18 protein-coding genes and 1 pseudogene are annotated in these 19128 nt (G+C 42.1%); 2 read left to right on the top strand and 17 right to left on the bottom strand.

Translation table 11 applies throughout. The annotated features are described in order from the left end of the window. Positions 1-9 precede the first annotated feature (9 nt). From mnhG to R7H07_RS01860, 9 genes are all read right to left on the bottom strand, one after another. Positions 10-303: a monovalent cation/H(+) antiporter subunit G gene (gene mnhG / locus R7H07_RS01820; RefSeq protein ID WP_005373314.1), complete on the bottom strand. Its 294-nt coding sequence runs from the start codon at positions 301-303 to the stop codon at positions 10-12. Then, positions 303-581: a cation:proton antiporter gene (locus R7H07_RS01825; protein ID WP_005373317.1), complete on the bottom strand. Its 279-nt coding sequence runs from the start codon at positions 579-581 to the stop codon at positions 303-305. The genes mnhG and R7H07_RS01825 overlap by 1 nt, the downstream gene beginning before the upstream one ends. Then, positions 574-1050 carry a Na+/H+ antiporter subunit E gene (locus tag R7H07_RS01830; protein ID WP_005373320.1) on the bottom strand — a complete coding sequence of 159 codons (477 nt, stop codon included), beginning with the start codon at positions 1048-1050 and terminating at the stop codon, positions 574-576. Before R7H07_RS01830 ends, R7H07_RS01825 begins: the two co-directional genes overlap by 8 nt. Beyond that, positions 1047-2543 carry a Na+/H+ antiporter subunit D gene (locus R7H07_RS01835; RefSeq protein WP_053349220.1) on the bottom strand — a complete coding sequence of 499 codons (1497 nt, stop codon included), beginning with the start codon at positions 2541-2543 and terminating at the stop codon, positions 1047-1049. The genes R7H07_RS01830 and R7H07_RS01835 overlap by 4 nt, the downstream gene beginning before the upstream one ends. After that, positions 2540-2893, bottom strand: coding sequence for a Na+/H+ antiporter subunit C (locus R7H07_RS01840; RefSeq protein ID WP_017633704.1), 354 nt, complete (start codon positions 2891-2893; stop codon positions 2540-2542). The genes R7H07_RS01835 and R7H07_RS01840 overlap by 4 nt, the downstream gene beginning before the upstream one ends. Further along, entirely contained in the window at positions 2893-5562 is a 2670-nt protein-coding gene (mbhE, locus tag R7H07_RS01845; RefSeq protein WP_114139526.1) for a hydrogen gas-evolving membrane-bound hydrogenase subunit E, read from the bottom strand. The genes R7H07_RS01840 and mbhE overlap by 1 nt, the downstream gene beginning before the upstream one ends. Positions 5563-5726: 164 nt before the next feature. After that, positions 5727-5918: a hypothetical protein gene (locus R7H07_RS01850; RefSeq protein WP_005373328.1), complete on the bottom strand. Its 192-nt coding sequence runs from the start codon at positions 5916-5918 to the stop codon at positions 5727-5729. A 109-nt stretch (positions 5919-6027) separates the two neighbouring features. Then, entirely contained in the window at positions 6028-6963 is a 936-nt protein-coding gene (locus R7H07_RS01855; RefSeq protein WP_005373330.1) for a universal stress protein, read from the bottom strand. 393 nt (positions 6964-7356) lie between these two features. Further along, positions 7357-8076: an SDR family oxidoreductase gene (locus R7H07_RS01860; RefSeq protein ID WP_005373333.1), complete on the bottom strand. Its 720-nt coding sequence runs from the start codon at positions 8074-8076 to the stop codon at positions 7357-7359. A gap of 135 nt (positions 8077-8211) precedes the next feature. Here R7H07_RS01860 and R7H07_RS01865 point away from each other — a divergent pair, with 135 nt between their 5' ends. Then, positions 8212-9120, top strand: coding sequence for a LysR family transcriptional regulator (locus R7H07_RS01865; RefSeq protein WP_005373334.1), 909 nt, complete (start codon positions 8212-8214; stop codon positions 9118-9120). A gap of 90 nt (positions 9121-9210) precedes the next feature. Here R7H07_RS01865 and R7H07_RS01870 read toward each other — a convergent pair whose 3' ends face one another. Continuing rightward, a complete protein-coding gene (locus R7H07_RS01870) occupies positions 9211-9984 on the bottom strand; it encodes an AraC family transcriptional regulator (RefSeq protein WP_065275213.1) in 774 nt (257 codons plus the stop codon). A gap of 99 nt (positions 9985-10083) precedes the next feature. Here R7H07_RS01870 and R7H07_RS01875 point away from each other — a divergent pair, with 99 nt between their 5' ends. Next, positions 10084-11220 (top strand): multidrug effflux MFS transporter, encoded by a 1137-nt coding sequence (locus R7H07_RS01875; RefSeq protein ID WP_065275212.1) that lies wholly within the window; start codon positions 10084-10086, stop codon positions 11218-11220. Positions 11221-11334: 114 nt separating this feature from the next. Here R7H07_RS01875 and R7H07_RS01880 read toward each other — a convergent pair whose 3' ends face one another. From R7H07_RS01880 to tssK, 7 genes and pseudogenes are all read right to left on the bottom strand, one after another. Continuing rightward, positions 11335-11745 carry a hypothetical protein gene (locus tag R7H07_RS01880; RefSeq protein ID WP_054577796.1) on the bottom strand — a complete coding sequence of 137 codons (411 nt, stop codon included), beginning with the start codon at positions 11743-11745 and terminating at the stop codon, positions 11335-11337. 203 nt (positions 11746-11948) lie between these two features. Further along, positions 11949-12479, bottom strand: a complete 531-nt coding sequence (locus R7H07_RS01885) for a hypothetical protein (RefSeq protein WP_225477451.1) — start codon at positions 12477-12479, stop codon at positions 11949-11951. Positions 12480-12573: 94 nt separating this feature from the next. Next, a complete protein-coding gene (locus R7H07_RS01890) occupies positions 12574-13185 on the bottom strand; it encodes a hypothetical protein (protein ID WP_065275211.1) in 612 nt (203 codons plus the stop codon). Next, entirely contained in the window at positions 13178-15397 is a 2220-nt protein-coding gene (locus R7H07_RS01895; RefSeq protein WP_242539560.1) for a hypothetical protein, read from the bottom strand. The genes R7H07_RS01890 and R7H07_RS01895 overlap by 8 nt, the downstream gene beginning before the upstream one ends. 893 nt (positions 15398-16290) lie before the next feature. After that, positions 16291-16867: pseudogene (locus tag R7H07_RS23910) on the bottom strand (DUF4150 domain-containing protein); the annotation flags it as partial. 147 nt (positions 16868-17014) lie between these two features. Continuing rightward, on the bottom strand, positions 17015-17806 hold the full coding sequence (icmH, locus tag R7H07_RS01905; RefSeq protein ID WP_005373354.1) for a type IVB secretion system protein IcmH/DotU: 792 nt from the start codon (positions 17804-17806) through the stop codon (positions 17015-17017). Further along, complete coding sequence (tssK, locus tag R7H07_RS01910) at positions 17803-19128, bottom strand: type VI secretion system baseplate subunit TssK (RefSeq protein WP_005373357.1); 1326 nt, start codon at positions 19126-19128, stop codon at positions 17803-17805. Before tssK ends, icmH begins: the two co-directional genes overlap by 4 nt.

A 19128-nucleotide genomic window follows, 5' to 3' on the forward strand; every position in this document is an offset into this window, starting at 1 on the left:
CGCTAATGGTTAATCATTGCGCCAAATCTTATATCCGACCTCTCGCATTGCTCTGCCGAGCAGGTGGGAGGCGACTGGCGCAGTGAGAACGATAAACAACATCGTACCGATAACCCGAGAGATCACGGTAACTTCAGGGAGTGAGAAAGCGACCGCTAATAACAAGCAGCTCACTCCGACAGTTCCAGCTTTGGTCGCTGCATGCATTCGGGTATACAAATCAGGAAGCCTCAGGACACCTAGACTTGCAACCAAGGTCAACAATGTTCCTAAGCATAAAAATAGTCCAATCAACACGTCCATTATTCTTTCTCCTTTCTTTTAACGATCAAACGTGCAAATGCGATCGTGCCGAGAAATGCGACCAAACCTAATGTAATGGCGATGTCTAACAGAGCGTCCTCACCGCTGTCTAAGGTGTAAACCGTAATAAATCCGATAGTGATAAATGAAATCAGATCTAACGCCACAACTCGATCAGCTAGCGTTGGTCCTAGAATTAAACGAGCAAAAGCCATAACAAAGCTGAGTAGTAGCCCAGAATAGGCAAAAGTGACCGTTATTTGCAGCCAACTATCCACGCGTCACCTCCAAAATTCGATGCTCTAACCCATCTTTAATTCCGCGAATAACCTCTTCATGTTCAGGTGCAAACATGGCATGAACGATAAGATACTTTTTATCAGCCGTAACATCCAAACTAAGCGTACCCGGTGTTAAAGAAACCATGTTCGCCAGTAATGTGATTTCTAGGTCAGAATCGACCTCCAGAGGGACATAAACGATATCAGGCTGACTCAAATGAGTAGGTGTCACGACGTCCCACACCACTTTCGCAACCGATATAACCATTTCATAAGCGAAGTACACCAATAACTTCAATGCAGATGCAAAACGTTGAAAATAGCTCGTTTTCAATCCAAATGGTTGACTCAACCTTAAAGCAAAAAAGCCGACCGTAAATCCGACAACAAAATTCAGACTCGAATAGCTGCCATTAAGCATCATCCACGCTAACGCTAAGAAAAAATTGAGGAATAGATAGATCATGCATTTCCTCCTAACACCACTCTGATGTATTCAGTCGGATTTAACAGTTGTTCTGCAGCTTGAACGGAAAATTGATAAAAAGGCTCCGCCACTAAGCCAATGATTAGCGTCAACGTTGTCAATACAATAATTGGAACGCAGTACAACCAATGTACTTTGGCCTGCAGAGTCTGTTCTGGCTTCTCTCTAAATGGCTTTTTCCAAAATGCCTCACTCCAAATTTTCGTCATCGAGTAGACAGTAAGCAACCCCACCAATAACGCGGTACCTGCTAACCAGTAATACTCAGCCTGTATGCTCGACTTGATGACCAATAGCTTTCCCCAGAAACCCGATAGCGGTGGGAAACCGGCCAGAGAAAACGCAGGGACAAGAAACAAGAACGCTAACCAAGGCATAGCTTTGTATACCCCACCCAAATGTTCAAGTTGACTAGAGCCATATTTGCGCTCGATGAATCCACCTATTAAGAACAAATTCGCTTTTACAATGATGTGATGAACAATGTAGAAAATGGCACCGGCTAAAGCTAAGGGAGTGTAAATAGCCAACCCCATGATCATATAGCCTATTTGGCTAATAATATGAAAAGAAAGAATTTTCTTAATGTCGAATTGGCTAGCCGCTCCTAAAACGCCCGTTAACATGGTTAGCCCTGCGACCCAAATTAACGTCGGTTGCCAACCACTCTCGGCGAGCGGAAATACCAAGGTAAAGACTCTTATCAACGCGTATACACCGACTTTAGTAAGCAACGCGGCAAACAGTGCCACCACACCGCTTGGTAACGTGTGATAAGAAGCTGGCAACCAAGCAAATAAAGGAAAGAGTGCCGCTTTAATAGAAAAGGCAAACAAAAATAGCGCGGACAGCATCATGTTGATGCTCAATTCATTTTCCCCTACTTTGGTGTAGAGATCGGCCAAGTTCAAGGTGCCCGTTGCTCCATACAATAAACCGATAGCAAGCAAAAATACCAGCGTCGAAATCAGGTTCAACATCACGTACTTTACTGCACCATCAACTTGAGTTTTCGTTGCATCTAACACCATTAAACCAAATGATGAAATGAGCATGACCTCAAACCAAACATACAGATTAAAAATATCTCCAGTCAGGAAAGCACCATAAACGCCAGCAAGCAACACGTGCATTAACGCATGGTAATTGCTATAGGAGGGCTTTCGGTGAAGGTCCGCCATCGCGTAGAAAACACATATCGCACCAATCACCGCCGTTATCATCACCATAGCAACGCTGAGGTAATCTGCGACAAACACGATACCAAATGGCGCACTCCACTGACCAAAAGCAACGGCTTGAATACCATTACTTATGATGTTTTCTGTGAGAAAGCCCGCAACGAAAAGGTTCGAAATCGCACTTACACCGCTCAACCACTCAACACTTTTTGTTGAGCGACGGACGAAGAAGATAGTCAACGCCGTACTCAGCGAGAGAACAACCGGTAACGTAAGCAAAATCGAACTCATTGACCCTCCTCAGAACGTTGCATTTCATCGACGTTTGCAGTTCCAGTGTCTTTATAAGCTCGATAGAACAGCATTAAAGCAAAAATAAGTAGTCCAAAACCGATGACTATCGCAGTTAAGATAAGCGCTTGAGGTAAAGGATTTGCCGCGCTATCTGGTGGTAAAAGAGCATTATCGCCAATCAATGGCGGCTCTCCGGGCGTCAGCCTTCCAGCGGTAAAAATAGCAAGGTTAACCGCACTACTGAGTAACATGATGCCGAACAAAAGGCGCAAGATATGCTTTTCAAGCATTAAATAAACACCTGCTGCGACAAATACTCCAACGACAACACTCCAGACTATTTCCATCACTCTAGCTCCTCATTAATACGAAGCAGCATACCCATCACGCCACCTATAACGGCAAGGTAAACACCAACATCAAAAACCAATGGCGTCCCTAGTGGTATCACGTCTTTCCACCACAGTCCGGTCAAAAACGGTTTATCAAACGCAAAGCTCAAAGCACCAGAAACTAAGCTCAATGCGATGCCAGATAACGCAATGAGAAACGGTTTGAAATACAACCTAGAACGAACGTATTTCGGTGATTCCGCGAACATGAGAAGTGATAAACCAATAACGGCAATCAACGCACCAATAAAGCCACCACCCGGTTCGTTATGACCACGTAACAACAGATACACTGAAAATACGAGCATGAGTGCCGAAACAATGTGTGCCGTGGTTGCAAAAATTAATGATTGGATACGATTTTGCTTTTTCGCTCTTGTCTTAAGCAAACTCACTGCAGCAATCCCTGCAATAACAACGACAACAACTTCTCCCAATGTATCAAATGCGCGAAAGTCGACCAGAATAACGTTAACAATGTTTCGCCCATGTCCACCCGGGACACTGTTTTCTGCAAAGAAATCTGACACCGAAGAGTCCATCGGCTGAGACGTGATTCCTAACAAAAGTAAAGTAACCGAAACACCTATCACACCTGCTATGCAAATATTCGCTACTTTACGTTTTATTGAATGCTTAGGCACGGTGGTTAGACGTGGCATATGACGCATTAACAATGCAAGAAAGACCACCATTAATGTTTCCACTAACAGTAAAGTCTTCGCAACGTCCGGGGCGCTATAAATCATAAAAACAAGCGTGGTCATGAAGCCAATCATACCAAGCGCAGAAATCGCAAGAAGTCTTGCGTGGGACAACGTACATACGAGCGCAGCACCAATCAACAATAAGGCAATACCAATCTCATAGAAAGTGACACTTGAAAGTTCGCCAACCAAAGGCAGAGGAATAAGCGCTACCTGACTCAGTAACGCAACGGCAAGTACCGTGAAAAATAATAGGACATAGCGACTCAATTTCTTTTGCTGTAACCGCGCCGTTTGCCACTTCGCCACTGTCATCATGCCATCTAATAGTCGTTCAAAAATATTCTCCGCTTTGGGGACGAATAGATGTAGCCGCTGAAAAAATGCAGACACAGTAGGATAAACACGGTACACCACATACCCCAACGCTAGCGTAATAACGCTTAACACTAACGGTACATTCACGCCATGCCATAGTGATGTCTCTTTAAGAGTTGCTGTGGGCAGAATGTCAGCAGAGCCCGGAAAAATAATATTGCGATCTAACCAATTCAAACCGAATAACGGAACTAGGAGGCTGCCAACTGCCAAGAGCAAAGGCGAGATCCACATGGCTTTTTTTGTCTCAACTGGCTTAGTTTCAATCGGCGCGAGATCACGGCGAGCAAAGAATGGTCTCGCAATAAGCATAATGGTTAGCGCGACCATCAGTATATTCACGATTAATAGTACAAAGGCGATCCAGTTATTGAGCTCTACTGCGGACTTGTACATATATTCTTTGCTCAAAAAGCCTAAAAACGGCGGGAACCCCGCTTTAGACAATGCAGCCAAACTCCCCGCAACCATGCTGATGACGAGAACTGACTTCAGACCGTACAATTGATCAATATCTCGTGTTCCTGTCGCTTTGTCGATATTACCCACCACCATAAACAGCGCAGCTTTATAGAAAGAGTGAGCGAGAATAAACATCAATACTGCACTAACAGCCAAATCTGTGCCCATACCTAGTAATAATGTTAATTTACCCAAAGCAACATTCGTGCTGTAGGCTAGCATCAGCTTCAAGTCAGTTTGTTTTAATGCGACAAATGTGCACCAAATGGCCGTGATACTCCCAGTGATGACTAAAGCATAAAACCAGATCTCGCTGTGGGCATAAACTGGCGATAAACGTGCTAATAGGTAAATGCCTGCCTTTACCATTGTTGCCGAGTGTAAATACGCACTGACCGGAGTGGGAGCTGCCATCGCGTTAGGTAGCCAAAAATGAAACGGGAATTGCGCAGATTTAGTAAATGCACCGAGTAGTATGAGCACTAGAGATGGGATAAACCATTCATGCTGCGCAATAGTGTCTGCCTGCTCGATAATGGTATTTAGCTCATAACTCCCTGCCATTGCTCCCAGCAAGATAAGACCAGCTAGCAACGCTAGTCCACCAGCACCAGTAACAATCAGCGACTGCAAGGCGTTTTTCCGAGACGTTTTATTTTCGTGATTAAACCCGATCAGTAAATAAGAAGTGATGGTGGTGAGTTCCCAGAAAACAAATAACAACAGAATGTTATCGCTCATCACAATCCCTAGCATGGCAAGCATGAATAGGGTTAGATACAAATGAAAGGAAAACCGGCTATCACTTTCTCGTAAATAAGCCAAAGCGTAGATTTGAATCAGTGCGCCAATCCCACTGATCAGTCCCGCAAAAAGAAATGAAAGACCATCTAATCTAAAGCTAAGGTTGATATCGAGGCTTGGTATCCATTCCGCATTCCAGCTCACGCCTGCAGGAGTATAGATATAGAAGAGAAAAGAGAAGATTAAAACTGGCAGCGCAGGGAAAATCAGTAAGACCAACTGATTATCTAGGTTTTTCGGCAGGTTTTCTTTACCCGTTATGTTATTCAACATCGCAGCCCATTCGTTATTATAAGAAGGTACGCCCTATTCGGCGCAAATGACAAACTCCACTGTATTGTTTTAACCCAAGCGCTTCAAAAACGATCATGAAACCAAGGGAAAAGTAGCAAACAGTAATCACTGAGTGCTACTTAGAGGAACGCCGATACAAACCGCTATTTGCTGTCTGCTACGGCATAAGAACGTAGGTCACTACTTACGTGTTCTTGGCTGAATGTATATGGATTATCGTCATCAGCTAACTCGAATGCATCGTAGGTGCAGTCACCGATATCATTTCTCGGACAAACATAAACATTCGAACGTTCTATCATTTCTGTGTGGCATTTCGGGCATAGGTTTTTCATGTCACTCTCCTCTGATAACTTATTGATACATTGATAATTCCATGTTCTAGAGATCCATCTCCCTCCTTTACCTAAAACATCACTTAAACCCAACTTTGTTACACCCCAATTACTGAATCGGTGAGACAAAGCCATCGGGCTTAAGAGCGACCAAACTACAGTTAATCGATTGCAAAATATTTTCAGCCGTATTACCAATGACATAGCCAGATATACCAGTTCTCGCTAAGGTTCCCATTACCAGCACGTCTACCTCAATACTCTCTACGTAATCTGGAATCTTTTCGTCGGGTTTTCCATGCAGGTGGTGAATCACAATTTCACCTGTAATCCCAGACTCCTCCAACAGCTGTTGCAGAGCTTGTTTATGATCGGCTTTTGCTTTGTCGAGTTCATGTTTCAACTCAGCATCATCGACTTGAATCCAAGCGTTACCATTAAGGTAGTTTTCTAAGTAATACTCCCAGCAAGAAATCACGTGTAAACGACTATCGCAGGTGTCGGCTATCGAACGCGATAATTCGAGTAAACGCACGGCTAATGAGTGCTGTTCATCGCTTGCCGTTAATGGGTCGATAGCCACAGCAACACGGCGCTTATCTCTTGGCTTATCAATTGGTCGGTGCAACCAAAGCGGACAAGGGCATTTTCGTAACAGAGTCATATCAATAGCTTTGAAACCCTCAGCACCTTCACCGAGCGGTTCAGCTTCTTTGATGATGAGATCTTTGTTATCAGCTAATGCTTCTTGAATAATACAGACAGCGGGCTTTTCACTGCTTTTCACAGTAAGAGGAAATGCGAGATCCTCTTCAGAGAGTCCCAGCTTCTGTCTGTATTCGTGAATACTTTGTTTGAGGGAGTCTTGCAGCGATTGCTCATAACTTTGCTGATACTGGATCATGTCTGTTGGGAAATCAGGACACGCTATTAGCCCTGAGACAGGCACTTTGTTGCTAGATGCAATCCTCATCGCTTGTTCGAGGGCGTCACTATGGCCTGGCAATCCTTGTGTTGCAAAAAGTATGTTTGCGAATCGTTTCATACACACCTCCTTGTTTGGTTAAATATTAACCACCCACAAAGTATAATACCTAACGGATAATTGTAACGGCTTGTGACGTTGATGAAATCAATTCTCATTAAGAGACGGATATTGCTTCATTTTGTTTTACGTCACACTCTCCTTTCTTCACAACTATCGCCTTCGACCTAAATAAATTCCGCTACCTAAAATTGAGACCAAATAAAAACCCAAATTACTCAAAGTTTTTTCTCACCTTGAGTAACTTGGGTATAAGCAATAACACACTTAGTGTCCGGATTTAAATGGATGACCTAAATTTTCACGCAACTTAGTTTAAAGATGCCATCTCAATCACGAATCGATATGCAAAGTTTTACGGCTTTAGTGACCTAAAATCGCCGTAACTCAATGTTAAGGTTGTTGTTTTGTCGGTGCCAAAGCAATTTCACGAACACATACACCTTGCGGTTGCTGATAAGCAAACAGCACTGCGCGTGCGATGTCATCTGCGGCCAACACACCGCCCATATCCACCTTCCAGGCGTCATAACCATCTTTAATATCTTGAGACGTTGTATGTGAAAGTAATTCCGTTTCCACTGCACCAGGTGCAATCGTCGTAACGCGAACATTCGATGACGCAACTTCTTCACGTACGTTTTCAGAAATAGCATGAACCGCAAATTTGGTACCGCAATAAGCAGCATGATCAGGGAATGTTTTCTTGCCCGCGATAGAGCTGATGTTAATGATCGTACCACTGTTACGTGCTTTCATAGGTGCTAGGACGGACTGCATGCCATTGAGCAAACCAATTACGTTCACATCAAACATGCGCTTCCACTCCGATGCTTCCTGAGTATCTATCTGACCGAGAAGCATAACGCCTGCGTTATTTACAAGTGCATCTACCGGACCATACAACGCTTCAGCTTTCTCAATTGCAGCCTCAAAAGAAGCTTTGTCGGTCACATCTACCTTTTCACAAAGCGTATTTGGTAAGTTTAATGCTTCCAAACGTTCTACACGTCTTGCTAACAAAAGAAGAGCATGGCCCTGTTCACTGAAGTGACGTGCAATCGCTTCACCAATGCCTGAACTAGCGCCTGTAATAACAATTAACTTTTTCATTTTGAATCCTTAATCGAACGGTTTACATCAGTGGCGGTAAGTTTAAGAAAACTTTGTTTGTTGATATATACCGGCCTAGTTGAAACACTGTTGTTATACTGCAACAATACTTTTTTGAATTATGAAGAAGTCATCATGCAAACACACATCAACCTTGCGGATATTCGCTCTTTCGTCCTAATCGCTCAACTAGGAAACTTCACGAAAGCAGCAGAGCAACTTGGCGTTTCTCGCTCACACGTTTCACGTCAAATAACAAATCTGGAGCAACAGATTGGTGTCACTTTGCTACAAAGGACCACTCGAACACTGAACCTCACCGAAGCAGGCAAGGTTCTGTATAAACAGTGTGAAACTGCCCTTCACAATATTGATCAAGCTGTTATGGCAGTGGTTGATGATGTAGAAGACTTAAGAGGTGACATTCGTATCAACTGTGTGGGGGGCTATTTAGGAGAAGACGTTGTCGCAGATATCGTTGCTCAATTTCTAATCCAACACCCACAAGTGAGCATTAACTTAGATTTTAGTAGCCATCGTGTCGATTTAATCGCGGATGAATTCGATATCGCTTTTCGAATGGGAAAGTTAGACGACTCCAACTTTATCGCTCGCAAACTGATCGATGTGGAAATGGGGACATACGCAAGCCCAAACTATTTAGAAACATATGGCTATCCTTCTCATCCAAAGGACTTAGAAAAACACGTTTGTTTGACAGGTAGTGTGACACGGTGGGCATTTGAGAACACGAATACAAAGCAGTCAACGGAACACCAGATACGTGGACAGTTACGATGTAAGAGTGGCAGAGTAATGATAAAAGCAGCCTTGGCGGGAAATGGCATCATCCGTGTGCCAGCACTTTATTGTCAACAAGAACTCCAGACAGGCAAGCTAAAAGAAGTGTTTACCAATTGGAGCATTCCGAGTGTGGAATTTTCACTCCTTTATCATCACGACCGACATCAACCAAAACGCATCCGAGCCTTTGTTGATTTTACTACGCAATACTTTCGCAAACTGCAGAGTAAAGACAAGTAACCTGCACGTTGGTACCTGTCTATGTATGCTTTATAGGCTGAGCCTGTGAACCTGGGGTTTGTTCTAGAAAGAGTGTGAGCATTTTGACGCTTAAGGCTTGGTTTTCATAAACGTCAGAGGTGTTTGTCCAGTTTGCTTTTTGAAAAATGCAATAAAAGCACTGTCTGACGAAAACTCCAGCCAATCGGCAACTGCGCTGACTGGCATGCCCGTTGATAACAATTCAAATGCTTTTAAAAGCCTCCACTGTTGCCGCCAATCTTGATAATTCATGCCCGTTTCCGACTTAAATAATCGTGTTACCGTCTTGGTGCTCGCCCCTACTTTGTTTGCAAGAGTAATAAGCGAAGGAGCTAGAAATGAAGGTTCAACCAACTCTCGACGAAACGTTGTTAAGCGCCGATGCGATGGCAAAGGCAACTGAAACGAATAACGTTTCGCAGCATAAAACTCCTCCCAAAAAAGCGCCGTCGTATTTACCATCTCGCTGCTAGGCTTATCCCACTCCCAAAATGACATTTTATCAATAAGAGCTTGGAGTAAATTATTCACTTCTATCATCGTGATCTTACTTGGACAGGCAAACTCCTCACAATCAAAATACAAAGATCGATACGCCACCACATTCGTCATTAGTGCGCGATGCGGCGTATTAGGTGGGATCCAAACCGCCTTTGTCGGTGGCAAAATACAAATCGAGTCTTCCAGAGCAAAACTCATACAACCTTGAGGTGCGTACAATAACTGCCCTTTCTTGTGCATATGCATACCTGAGTCGTGCTTGCCAATATCCGCAGCAATTCCCACTACATAATTAGTAATCTTGTCTGCATCAAATTGTGTTCTTTCGTTAATAAGCGCCATTTTGTCCGAATATTGATGTATTTGGTTTTTATGTTGTTATTAGATCAATCATAGCCTCATTTATACTGCCCGCCAACTTCATTAACGATGGGTAACAATATGAATACTAAGCCCTCTTTATGGCTCATGCTGGTTATGTTGATGTTTCCGCAAATTGTAGAAACCATCTATAGCCCAGCGTTGAGCTCAATCGCTCTATCATTTGATGTAAACCACGCACAAGCAGCCCAAACATTGTCGATCTACTTCCTAGCTTTTGCCATTGGCGTTGTAGTTTGGGGAGTTCTCGCAGATAAACTGGGAAGAAGGCCCACCATGCTTATTGGGCTCTTTATCTATGGTTGCGCATCTTTACTCGCAACTCAAACCGAAAGCTTTGCTGTTGTCATGGCCGCGCGAGCCCTAAGCGCATTTGGTATCGCGGTAGGATCCGTTGTCACACAGACCATGCTTCGTGACGCGTTTGACGGTCAAGAACTGAGTAAAGTCTTTAGCTTAATGGGGATGGGTATATCAATCAGCCCGGTAGTTGGCATGCTATTAGGCGGGCAGCTTACAGCGCTTGGTGGATACCGTTATGTGTTTTTTGCCTTGTTTTTAATCGCGTTAGTATTGCTCGCTTATAACGTTATTAAGCTTCCTGAAACACAGAAGGAACAGACACCAGTACGGTTGCATCAACTTAGCTGGAAAATGGTAAGAGACGCGCGAATTTGGCGCTCAGGATTATTGGTTGCTTTGTATAACATTGCTCTATTTTCTTATTACCAGCTTGGCGCATTTACTTTCTCAGCACTTGGGTATAACTCCGAACAATTTGGATACAGTGGCATGGTACTGGGGTTAGGCACTCTGCTTGGGAGTTATTTAAACAAATCCCTAGTGTCTAAAAATGTTCGAAAAAGCCAACTACTTTGGCTCTCAGCAGTATTGCTTAGTTTGGGATCAGTCGGTGTGTTGATTCTGAGCCAATCAATCTGGTTTGTTGCTCCAATGGTGTTAGTCGTCATGTCTTATGGGATTGCGATACCCAATACACTCAGTGACGCACTCGTTGATTATAAACAACAGGTAGGTAGCGCAGGCGCTTTATTTGGGCTCATGTACTACATCATGATCGGGACGGGATTAGCGATGGCTGGAACAGTACAAAACTTAGGTGTCGTTCTATTATCATGTAGCTGTTTAGCGATTTTATTAGCGTTTTCTAAAAGGCAAGTTCATACCAACTTGTGACCAGATACTACACATTGCTTGCCTAATCTTCCGAAGATTGGTCTACATCTTTTCTAACAGTTAACTAAAACGTAAATAAAAAGCGCCTTTCGGCGCTTTAATTGTCTACAGCTCTTATTGCCATGTTGGCTCACCGTACTCTTCACAACGTTGCTTGTCGTAATTTTCAATGCGCCCGCGTTTACCTACAAACTGAACCTGAACAACCATTCCAGCTTCAACATATTCACTGAAATAATCGCAAGAAACACGAAAACTAGTATCGCGTATAACAATTGGTACCCATTCATAACCGCCGCTGCGTGGTAAGTAAGACTTGAAGGTAATGACCCCGTCATCTGAAACGTTGATTTCTTCATCATATTCATTCAACTTATAAAAACGTTGTCCATCAAACTCTGCCTTTGCTTTTTCAATTATTTCCTTCGTTGCTGTCGATTGCATCGGCGTATTTGAGACCAGTTGACACCCAACAACAGATGTCAATACGGACAAAGCCAAAGCGAGTTTAGTTATTTTATTCATTTACCTAACCACTGTATAATTATTCAACACTTACCATTTTAAAAGGAGGGAGACCATACTTTATTTTAAAGAAAATAAAAAGCGCCTTTCGGCGCTTTTTATCTGAACATTTCTTATCCAAACGTCTCGAGTAGATTTTCTAGAAAAGCTAACTTTTTATTACAATGAATTTTATTTAGGCTCTCACCGGAATCTATTGCTATTTAACCCCAAGCTTCAAACTCATTAGGCTTTACGTGTTTTATTTTTAATCTAACGTTGGGATCCAGAGCTGTTTCAGTTCCCAATTCACAGTAGTACTCAACAGCATTTTCATCTTCAATCATGTCAACGAAGCTAGCAACGACACTCAACCGTCCACCACCTCTAGTCAATGAAAAGTACGCATTCTTGTTTTCATTTACTTCAAATTTCAAAGGAATGAATTCAGGTTCTTCAAGAGAAATATCTATCCATTTATAGTTATCTAAACTCTTCCCCTTTCGTGGGGCATAAACTGTTTTCAACCCATTTTCGTCAACAACGAAGTACATCGAATTCTCGGCTTGATTAAAACAAGCTTTCAAGCCACCGTCTTTATTTTCCAAATTACATGTAAATACAACAGGGTCTTGTTCGCAGTCTGCATTTACAAAAAATGGTAACGGAAAAATAAATAAAAACCCCACTACCTTAATAAATTTACAAACCATATTAAACTTAAGTTTATCGACTGAATTTAAAAATAAAAACAATACTGAGCCTTGTCAAAATAGAGAACGCGAACATACATCGGACATTCCAAAAAATGAAACATTCATCAACAACTACTCTAGTCTTCTATACTGTTCATAAGTTAATGTCGATCGTCATATCTTGTACAGATTTATATAAATTGTTAACTATAAAATCAGAGAGTGCTCTTCTATCATAACTTTCCAAATTAATAATACTCTCTGGAGATTGCACATTGACTTTATATATCGTTTTTTTTCCTTCTCTTTTATCAAAACTCTCTTCGAGATATAAAACATCGGTTAGAACAATTTTATTATTTTTGTAAGAATAAACCAAAACAAAACTATAATTAGAATTATCTTCCTGTGTTGTTGTTAATATAATATTGTTTCCAACATTTTGGTCGACTGAATAACCCAGTTTCTTTACTAGAGTATTTGATATAATCAATTTATAATTAATATCATCTTCTAAAATATCAGGATAATTACTCTCATTGCCTGAAATCGTTGATATTTGATTATCACCAAGCAATATATCTTGACCTAAAAAACGTTGCTCAGATTTTGAAAAGTAATAATCTCCATCAATTTTATTTACCTCAATTTCAACTTTTTTATTTTTAAGATCTATTAAAAATAAATCTTCAACTTGAGAAAAAGAACTAAAGCTAAATAAAGCTGAGGATATAAATACGATCAACCTTACTAAAAATTTATTCATTACATAAAACCTCATATATATCCAAAAAATACTTTGTTCTTTTTTCTTTGTCAGAACGTGGAAGGCGTGAGTTAACAACATTAGTGATACTATTTGTACTAGCTATAGTTCCGGACACTTTCTCATTCAAATTATTAACATCCCAAAAGCCAAGAGCAGCTAAAAAACCTTCTTTGGTTTTCAAAACCGAGTAAGGGTCATCTGAAATATTAAAACCCAAGTCTTGAATTTTATTTTCCAATCTAGTTTGAACAGCGTCATAGTTATATTTCCAAGTTAACTGTATAAACCCCTTCCCCTTATACCTCAATCCAGAAACGTCCCCTCCCTTGACGAGTAAAAAATGGCCATCTGGTGAGTCACAAGAATAAACACGTTTCGCTATCTCATCTTCCTGAGGAAGCTGGCTATAATAATAGCTTCTTCTTCTCACATACTTTTTCTTATCCGCCTGTGAAAGTGCTTTGTATTCACTTTCATCAATTCGTATATAGCCAAGACTAACTGCTTCTTCAGGGTATTTATTGAAGTAACGCTTAAACATTTCTTTTAACCTATCGACAGAATACCATAAGTCCTCTTCATTACCTTCTAGTTTCGAACCAACTTCAGCTCTTATCTGAGCAAAAAATTGTGCTGCTCGTTCATTGGTATTTATTTCAAAGCTACTAGCATATTTATTAAATAAGTCACGCACTTCTTCTCTTTTACTGAGGGAAGAATCTGGAAACATCAGGTTCATTTGCTTTTGAGTCACGTAGTAACCCGAAACAAAAGAATTAACAAAAGGCCAATAATGCCAAAGGCTCTTATCATCGCTTAGTTGCAAATCACCTTGTAAATCTTGCATCCATGAGAACTTATCTGCTCTTTCCAGTTCGAATTGCGAGAAAAGATCAAAGCTATCCATCACTTGATCGCGCCATGGGGAGTTACGGTAGTCCTCTATAGTCACAAAACCAGCGGAGCACTTAATATCTAGAGCTTCCTTTGCGGTCTGATGGATTGATTCATAAAGACTTTGTGACGACTCTGTATGCCAATCTGTAGGATGTTTCACAATAAATCGCTCAAAGTGTTTACGCTTACCGTCTAAGTATACTTTGGCATCGCGAGCAGTGAACGAGGAGAAGTCCGTTACTTGATCTTCTGTCACAGATTCAAGTAATTGCTGAATAAACGAATTACTCATATCAACGGCACCGCTACTATCGGCCCCATCGAGAACAACAAGTGGATTTTCTTCCGCATTTTTGGGAGAAATCTGTTTTTTGAAAAATTCGGGCGGCTCCTCAAAAGAGAACATCTCGATATGCACACGATTATCTTCTTTCTTAGTTCCAATTGCATCGTTACTGTACTCATGCAGTCCCATGTAACCGATATCTTCCCCAGCTGAAACCTTTATCCCCTCTCTAAATAGGAGTGGGAGTAAAGAAACCACACTACCGTCCCTAATCATTGCCGCCTTGTCCGACATCCATTTAGGTTCTGAAACTGGTTCTGATAGGACAGCAGAGGAATCTTCTAAAATGTCAAAGTCACTATTGAGACCCGAAGCAAACCAAACAATCTTGTTTAACAGTGCTTTTTCGCTACCACTTGCCGATTTACCATTCTCTACCACACGGCACTTTATCATTTTGTAGGTATTTTTGTCGATCTGGTATGGATGGGTCTCCTTCTCTTCTGCATACAGGTATTCAAGTAATGTTCCTTTAGACATCGACTGTTTTTTTTCACCAGAATTAGTAGGCACATCACTATGTTTGAAAGTGCGTACATTTCTCGCTTCTTGTAAACGGTAACGCGTGGTTATAGATGAATTGGCGCCAATATCTGAAGGTGGCGCAAGGTGCATATAAAGTGTATAGAACTTAAATACATCTTCATTATCTTCGGGGTTTACAGCCTCATGCTCGATAAGCACAAAGTTATTACTATACTTAAACTCTTGCTCTTGGTACGTTGATGTTAGGTAATCAGGATTTATGCGAAATGCCACTATTTTTCCATCAAGCATCGCTTGAATAGGTCTGAGCCCTTTCCCCCACGGTAACATTTTTGATGTTAAGTGAATGCCACTATGCCAACCGTACCCTTGTCCTATTAAATAACGACCGCTCTTAGCTTGATCAAACAATTTCGTAAAATCACTGAGCGTGTAGTAAGCGTCACCTTCTCGTTGCGCTATCGGAAAAACTGCATCCATGATTTAAATGTCCTAGTCAGAAAAGTTATCGTCAAAAGTGACAAATGATGGGCGGTTCAAGTTGTTTGACTTCGTGTACACCACCGCATTAACCCTACCTAAATTAGTAGCAAAGCTAGATTGGCTCGCTATGTTAACGGTACTCCCAAGGGCCATTGCCGATATAGAAATTAGGGTGTCATTTTTGGTTTCGAAAATTTGGCTAATGACGTCAGGAAGTGCTTGTTTGAAGTGGTTAAGTGCTTTTTTATAACCGTTTATACCCTCTTCAACAGAACTCAACGACCTTGCAGAAGCTTGGCTTTGTATGAAATCTAAACGACCGATGATTTCACTGTTTAGCTCATCGATGTATGAACAGATTTGATTGTTTATCAACATCCATAAAACAAACTGCAAATACTTCACAGTATTCCCAGTCCCTAAAAAGCGAAGCTTCGCTAATAATTCATAGGGAGGCTCAAACACATCAGCTTGATATAAGACTCTCAATATATCGCCATTTTCGTGCACTTGCTCCAAGAGCAGTTCAACTAAAGGTTCATATTTCTCTAGCGCAGTAGTATCAGTTTGGATGTGATAAAGTGCCGAAACATAAGCATCAGAAAAATCTTTAGAGTGATTTTGACTAATCGCATAAGGAGACGATATACGGCTTTGCTCTAACACAATATCTTTAAAGTCATCATCACTGAAGGATGGGGACATCAATATCCCCCAGTCATTAGCAACCCCAACACGATCCTCCCAAAATGGCGAGCGGCGACCTGCGACAAACGTACAAAAATCATTCGGATCAGGGTAAGTTTCCGTCACAATATTTTCAGCTAAAGATTGGTTCGGCGTATAAGAGTCTTGAGTTTCGCTGAGCACTAACTTGCATTCTTTTAGAGCGAGACCATTAACAGATGCTTTTCCGCTAGAATCCAGCACTCCACTCCCAATGACAGCACCTGAAGGCTCGACTAAAGAAAATTGTGCATTAGAGTAAGGGAGCCCATTTGGATATTTGCATTCTATATCCAGCGTATACGTCCCTTCCTGCTCTTCAGTCACAGAAACCGATGGGTTTTGTGCGCCACCCAAACACATAGTGTTGGCTTTGTTCATGGTCATTTGATCGGACAGACGACATACGCCCTTACCTTCAAATTTAACCGTTGGTGAGGCTGAAATGAATTTTGCTTCGGCTTCTATCGTGCCTGAGGCAACGCCTTTTCTATCACCGCCCGCATCGCCGGTACTTTTTGAGAACGTACTGCCCTTGATAGCGACACTGTTACCGCCATCCATAGAGACTGTCGTAGTCCCACCAGCAAGGTCTGCTGATTTAGCATTGTTGCCATAAGGGATAGGGACGACTGGTTTGCCGACCTTAGTTAAACAAACATCTGGGAGCGTTGCATTCGCTTCACCACCTGAGCCTTTATGAACTATCGAAAGTCCATTCGCACCAACTGTTACGCCCATAACCAATCCATTTGAATTTTATTGATTGAATGATAAAAGAGATCGCAAACTGCAATCTCTCTAAATAACTAGTGAATTTCACTAAAAGACCAGTGATATTCACAATAAGCCCTAAAACTGGCAGAAGATCTCATTTTAGATCTCTGGTTATCTATACATTTCAAGCAGTTGCTGAAATTTTAAGTCTATGACGATGTAGGTTGCCGCATACATAAGCGCAAACGTCATCGCACTAAGACTTAAGATCAGCTTGGGTGAAATTACCCTTTTTAACGGCTTCTTTAGATATTTAGCTTTAAGGTTGATTAAAGAAACTTTTTCTTGTTCTGCTAGGCGGTCATCTCGCACTAATCGATAAATGGTGCTGCCAATTTCCGCTAACTTTTCGTTACCACGCTCTTCACGGCCGTACTTGCCTTGGAAACCAAGTTGAAGCAATAAATAGAGAAACTCTATAACGTGACGGTATTTGCGAGGGTCGGCTTTTAAGCGGTCGAGAATAACGAAAAACTTGTCACCACCAGATGTTTCGTTATGGAATTCGGACAGTAAGCTGTTCTGGCTCCAGTGACTATTTGCTCCCCATTCTTGCCGACAAACAGATTCATCAATCGCCGCACACAAGCAGTAACGAATAACAAGAACCGAAGCACGATCGAGCTCCATTTCATTAAGTTTTCGTTCACCTTTTCGAATCTCACGTGCCACTTGTTCACGAAATGGCATCGGGTCATCAAGCCAAGGGATCGAAGACATACAAGACAGACTGGCGATCAACCATGAGAACTGGTCCACTAGCGGGTTAATACCCATGTTATCGATAGATAGATCTTGTACTGCTATGTTTCTCGACAAGTCAGGCGCTGGCATTACCTCCATTGGTTTGCCAGGCTCTGGTTGGAATAAGACTACGGTGACGTCGGTTTCTGCGTAACTCATAGACGAACGGCCCAAAGTTGCAATGATAAGTTAGCGAAATCGCCCGCAACGTGAATCGCAATCGCAGCAGTGTTCTTCAATGCCATCCACTCTTCGCCCGTTTTATCGAGCTCGAAATAGGTGTAGCCAGCGTGATACGGCAGCGCACGTGGCACTACTGGCATTGGTTTGATCTCAATCCCAGGCAGTTGAAGGTTAATCAAGTCACGTATGTTATCGATAGAACCGATCTTCGTTTGGCTGACAAACTGGGTATGCAGGACATCCAAGGTCACGTCGGCTTTAACTGCGAGGATAAAGGTTGTCGTATCAATGATCTTATTGTCAGGGATTGCTGCCGTTCTGATGCCATAGTTCTGATCTTTTAAGGTCAGTGGAATTGCTCTTTGCTCAGACATCACGCTCAATGTCATTTTTGCACTGTCTAGGACGCGAGAAAGACAGCTAGTAAGATCACCATGATTGTACTTCGTAAACTCAATAGGTCGGCGTGTCGTTGAGCACAGCGTCGAAAGCTCACCTTCTGCCTGAAGAAGAATTCGATACAAAGACTCAGGATGCACAGCTTCTGTGCTGGCGAAATGCCAAAACAAGGGTTCGTATCGGTTGAGCGCTTGCAATAGCATAAAGTCAGAAACCGATGATACACCTTGTTGATCCACCACCCCTAATCGCTGAACTATCGATTCCGCGCGATGCTTCAACATAGAAGCAAACTCGGTCGCAAATTTACTCAGTACTGTCGACGCATGAATATCGATACAGGTAGGAATGAAACTATCATCTAAGATCACGCTGCCATCAGGCTTCACTTCTGAGATCTTTAAGATCGGAATAGACGTGTAAGCACTCTTATCTTCATGATCGTACATTAAGCAAAAGTTAAGCTTACCGACGACGATATTTGCCATGTCTTCCGAATCATAACAAGCGTCAACCGCTTCTTGAGATTCCATCGTATAGCGCGCACCGTCTTTTTTGGTGCCAAATAACTCAGAGCGTTCCGATGGTAACGGACAGCACAAATAAACGACTTTATCGGCAATCGAAGGATCTACATCTTTCACTTCAGGCAGCTCAGCAAGCAACGGAAGCTCAAATGGTGTCCGGTCTTGTAAAATGCCTTCAGCACGAGTAATACCGATTTTACCCAGTGCTAGTAACTGAGAGTTGATTTCTAAACGTTTAATTCCCCAATGCAAAGGCGATGCATTGGCACTCAGTAGGCTCGATAGTTTACTTTGCGAACGATCGAGTTGTTGAAAATGCTGCGGCTTCATGAACATTCCATCTTGCCAAACAACTGGATTGTATAAAGACAT

Source organism: Vibrio sp. Vb1127 (assembly GCF_033338735.1).
GTDB lineage: Bacteria > Pseudomonadota > Gammaproteobacteria > Enterobacterales > Vibrionaceae > Vibrio > Vibrio alginolyticus.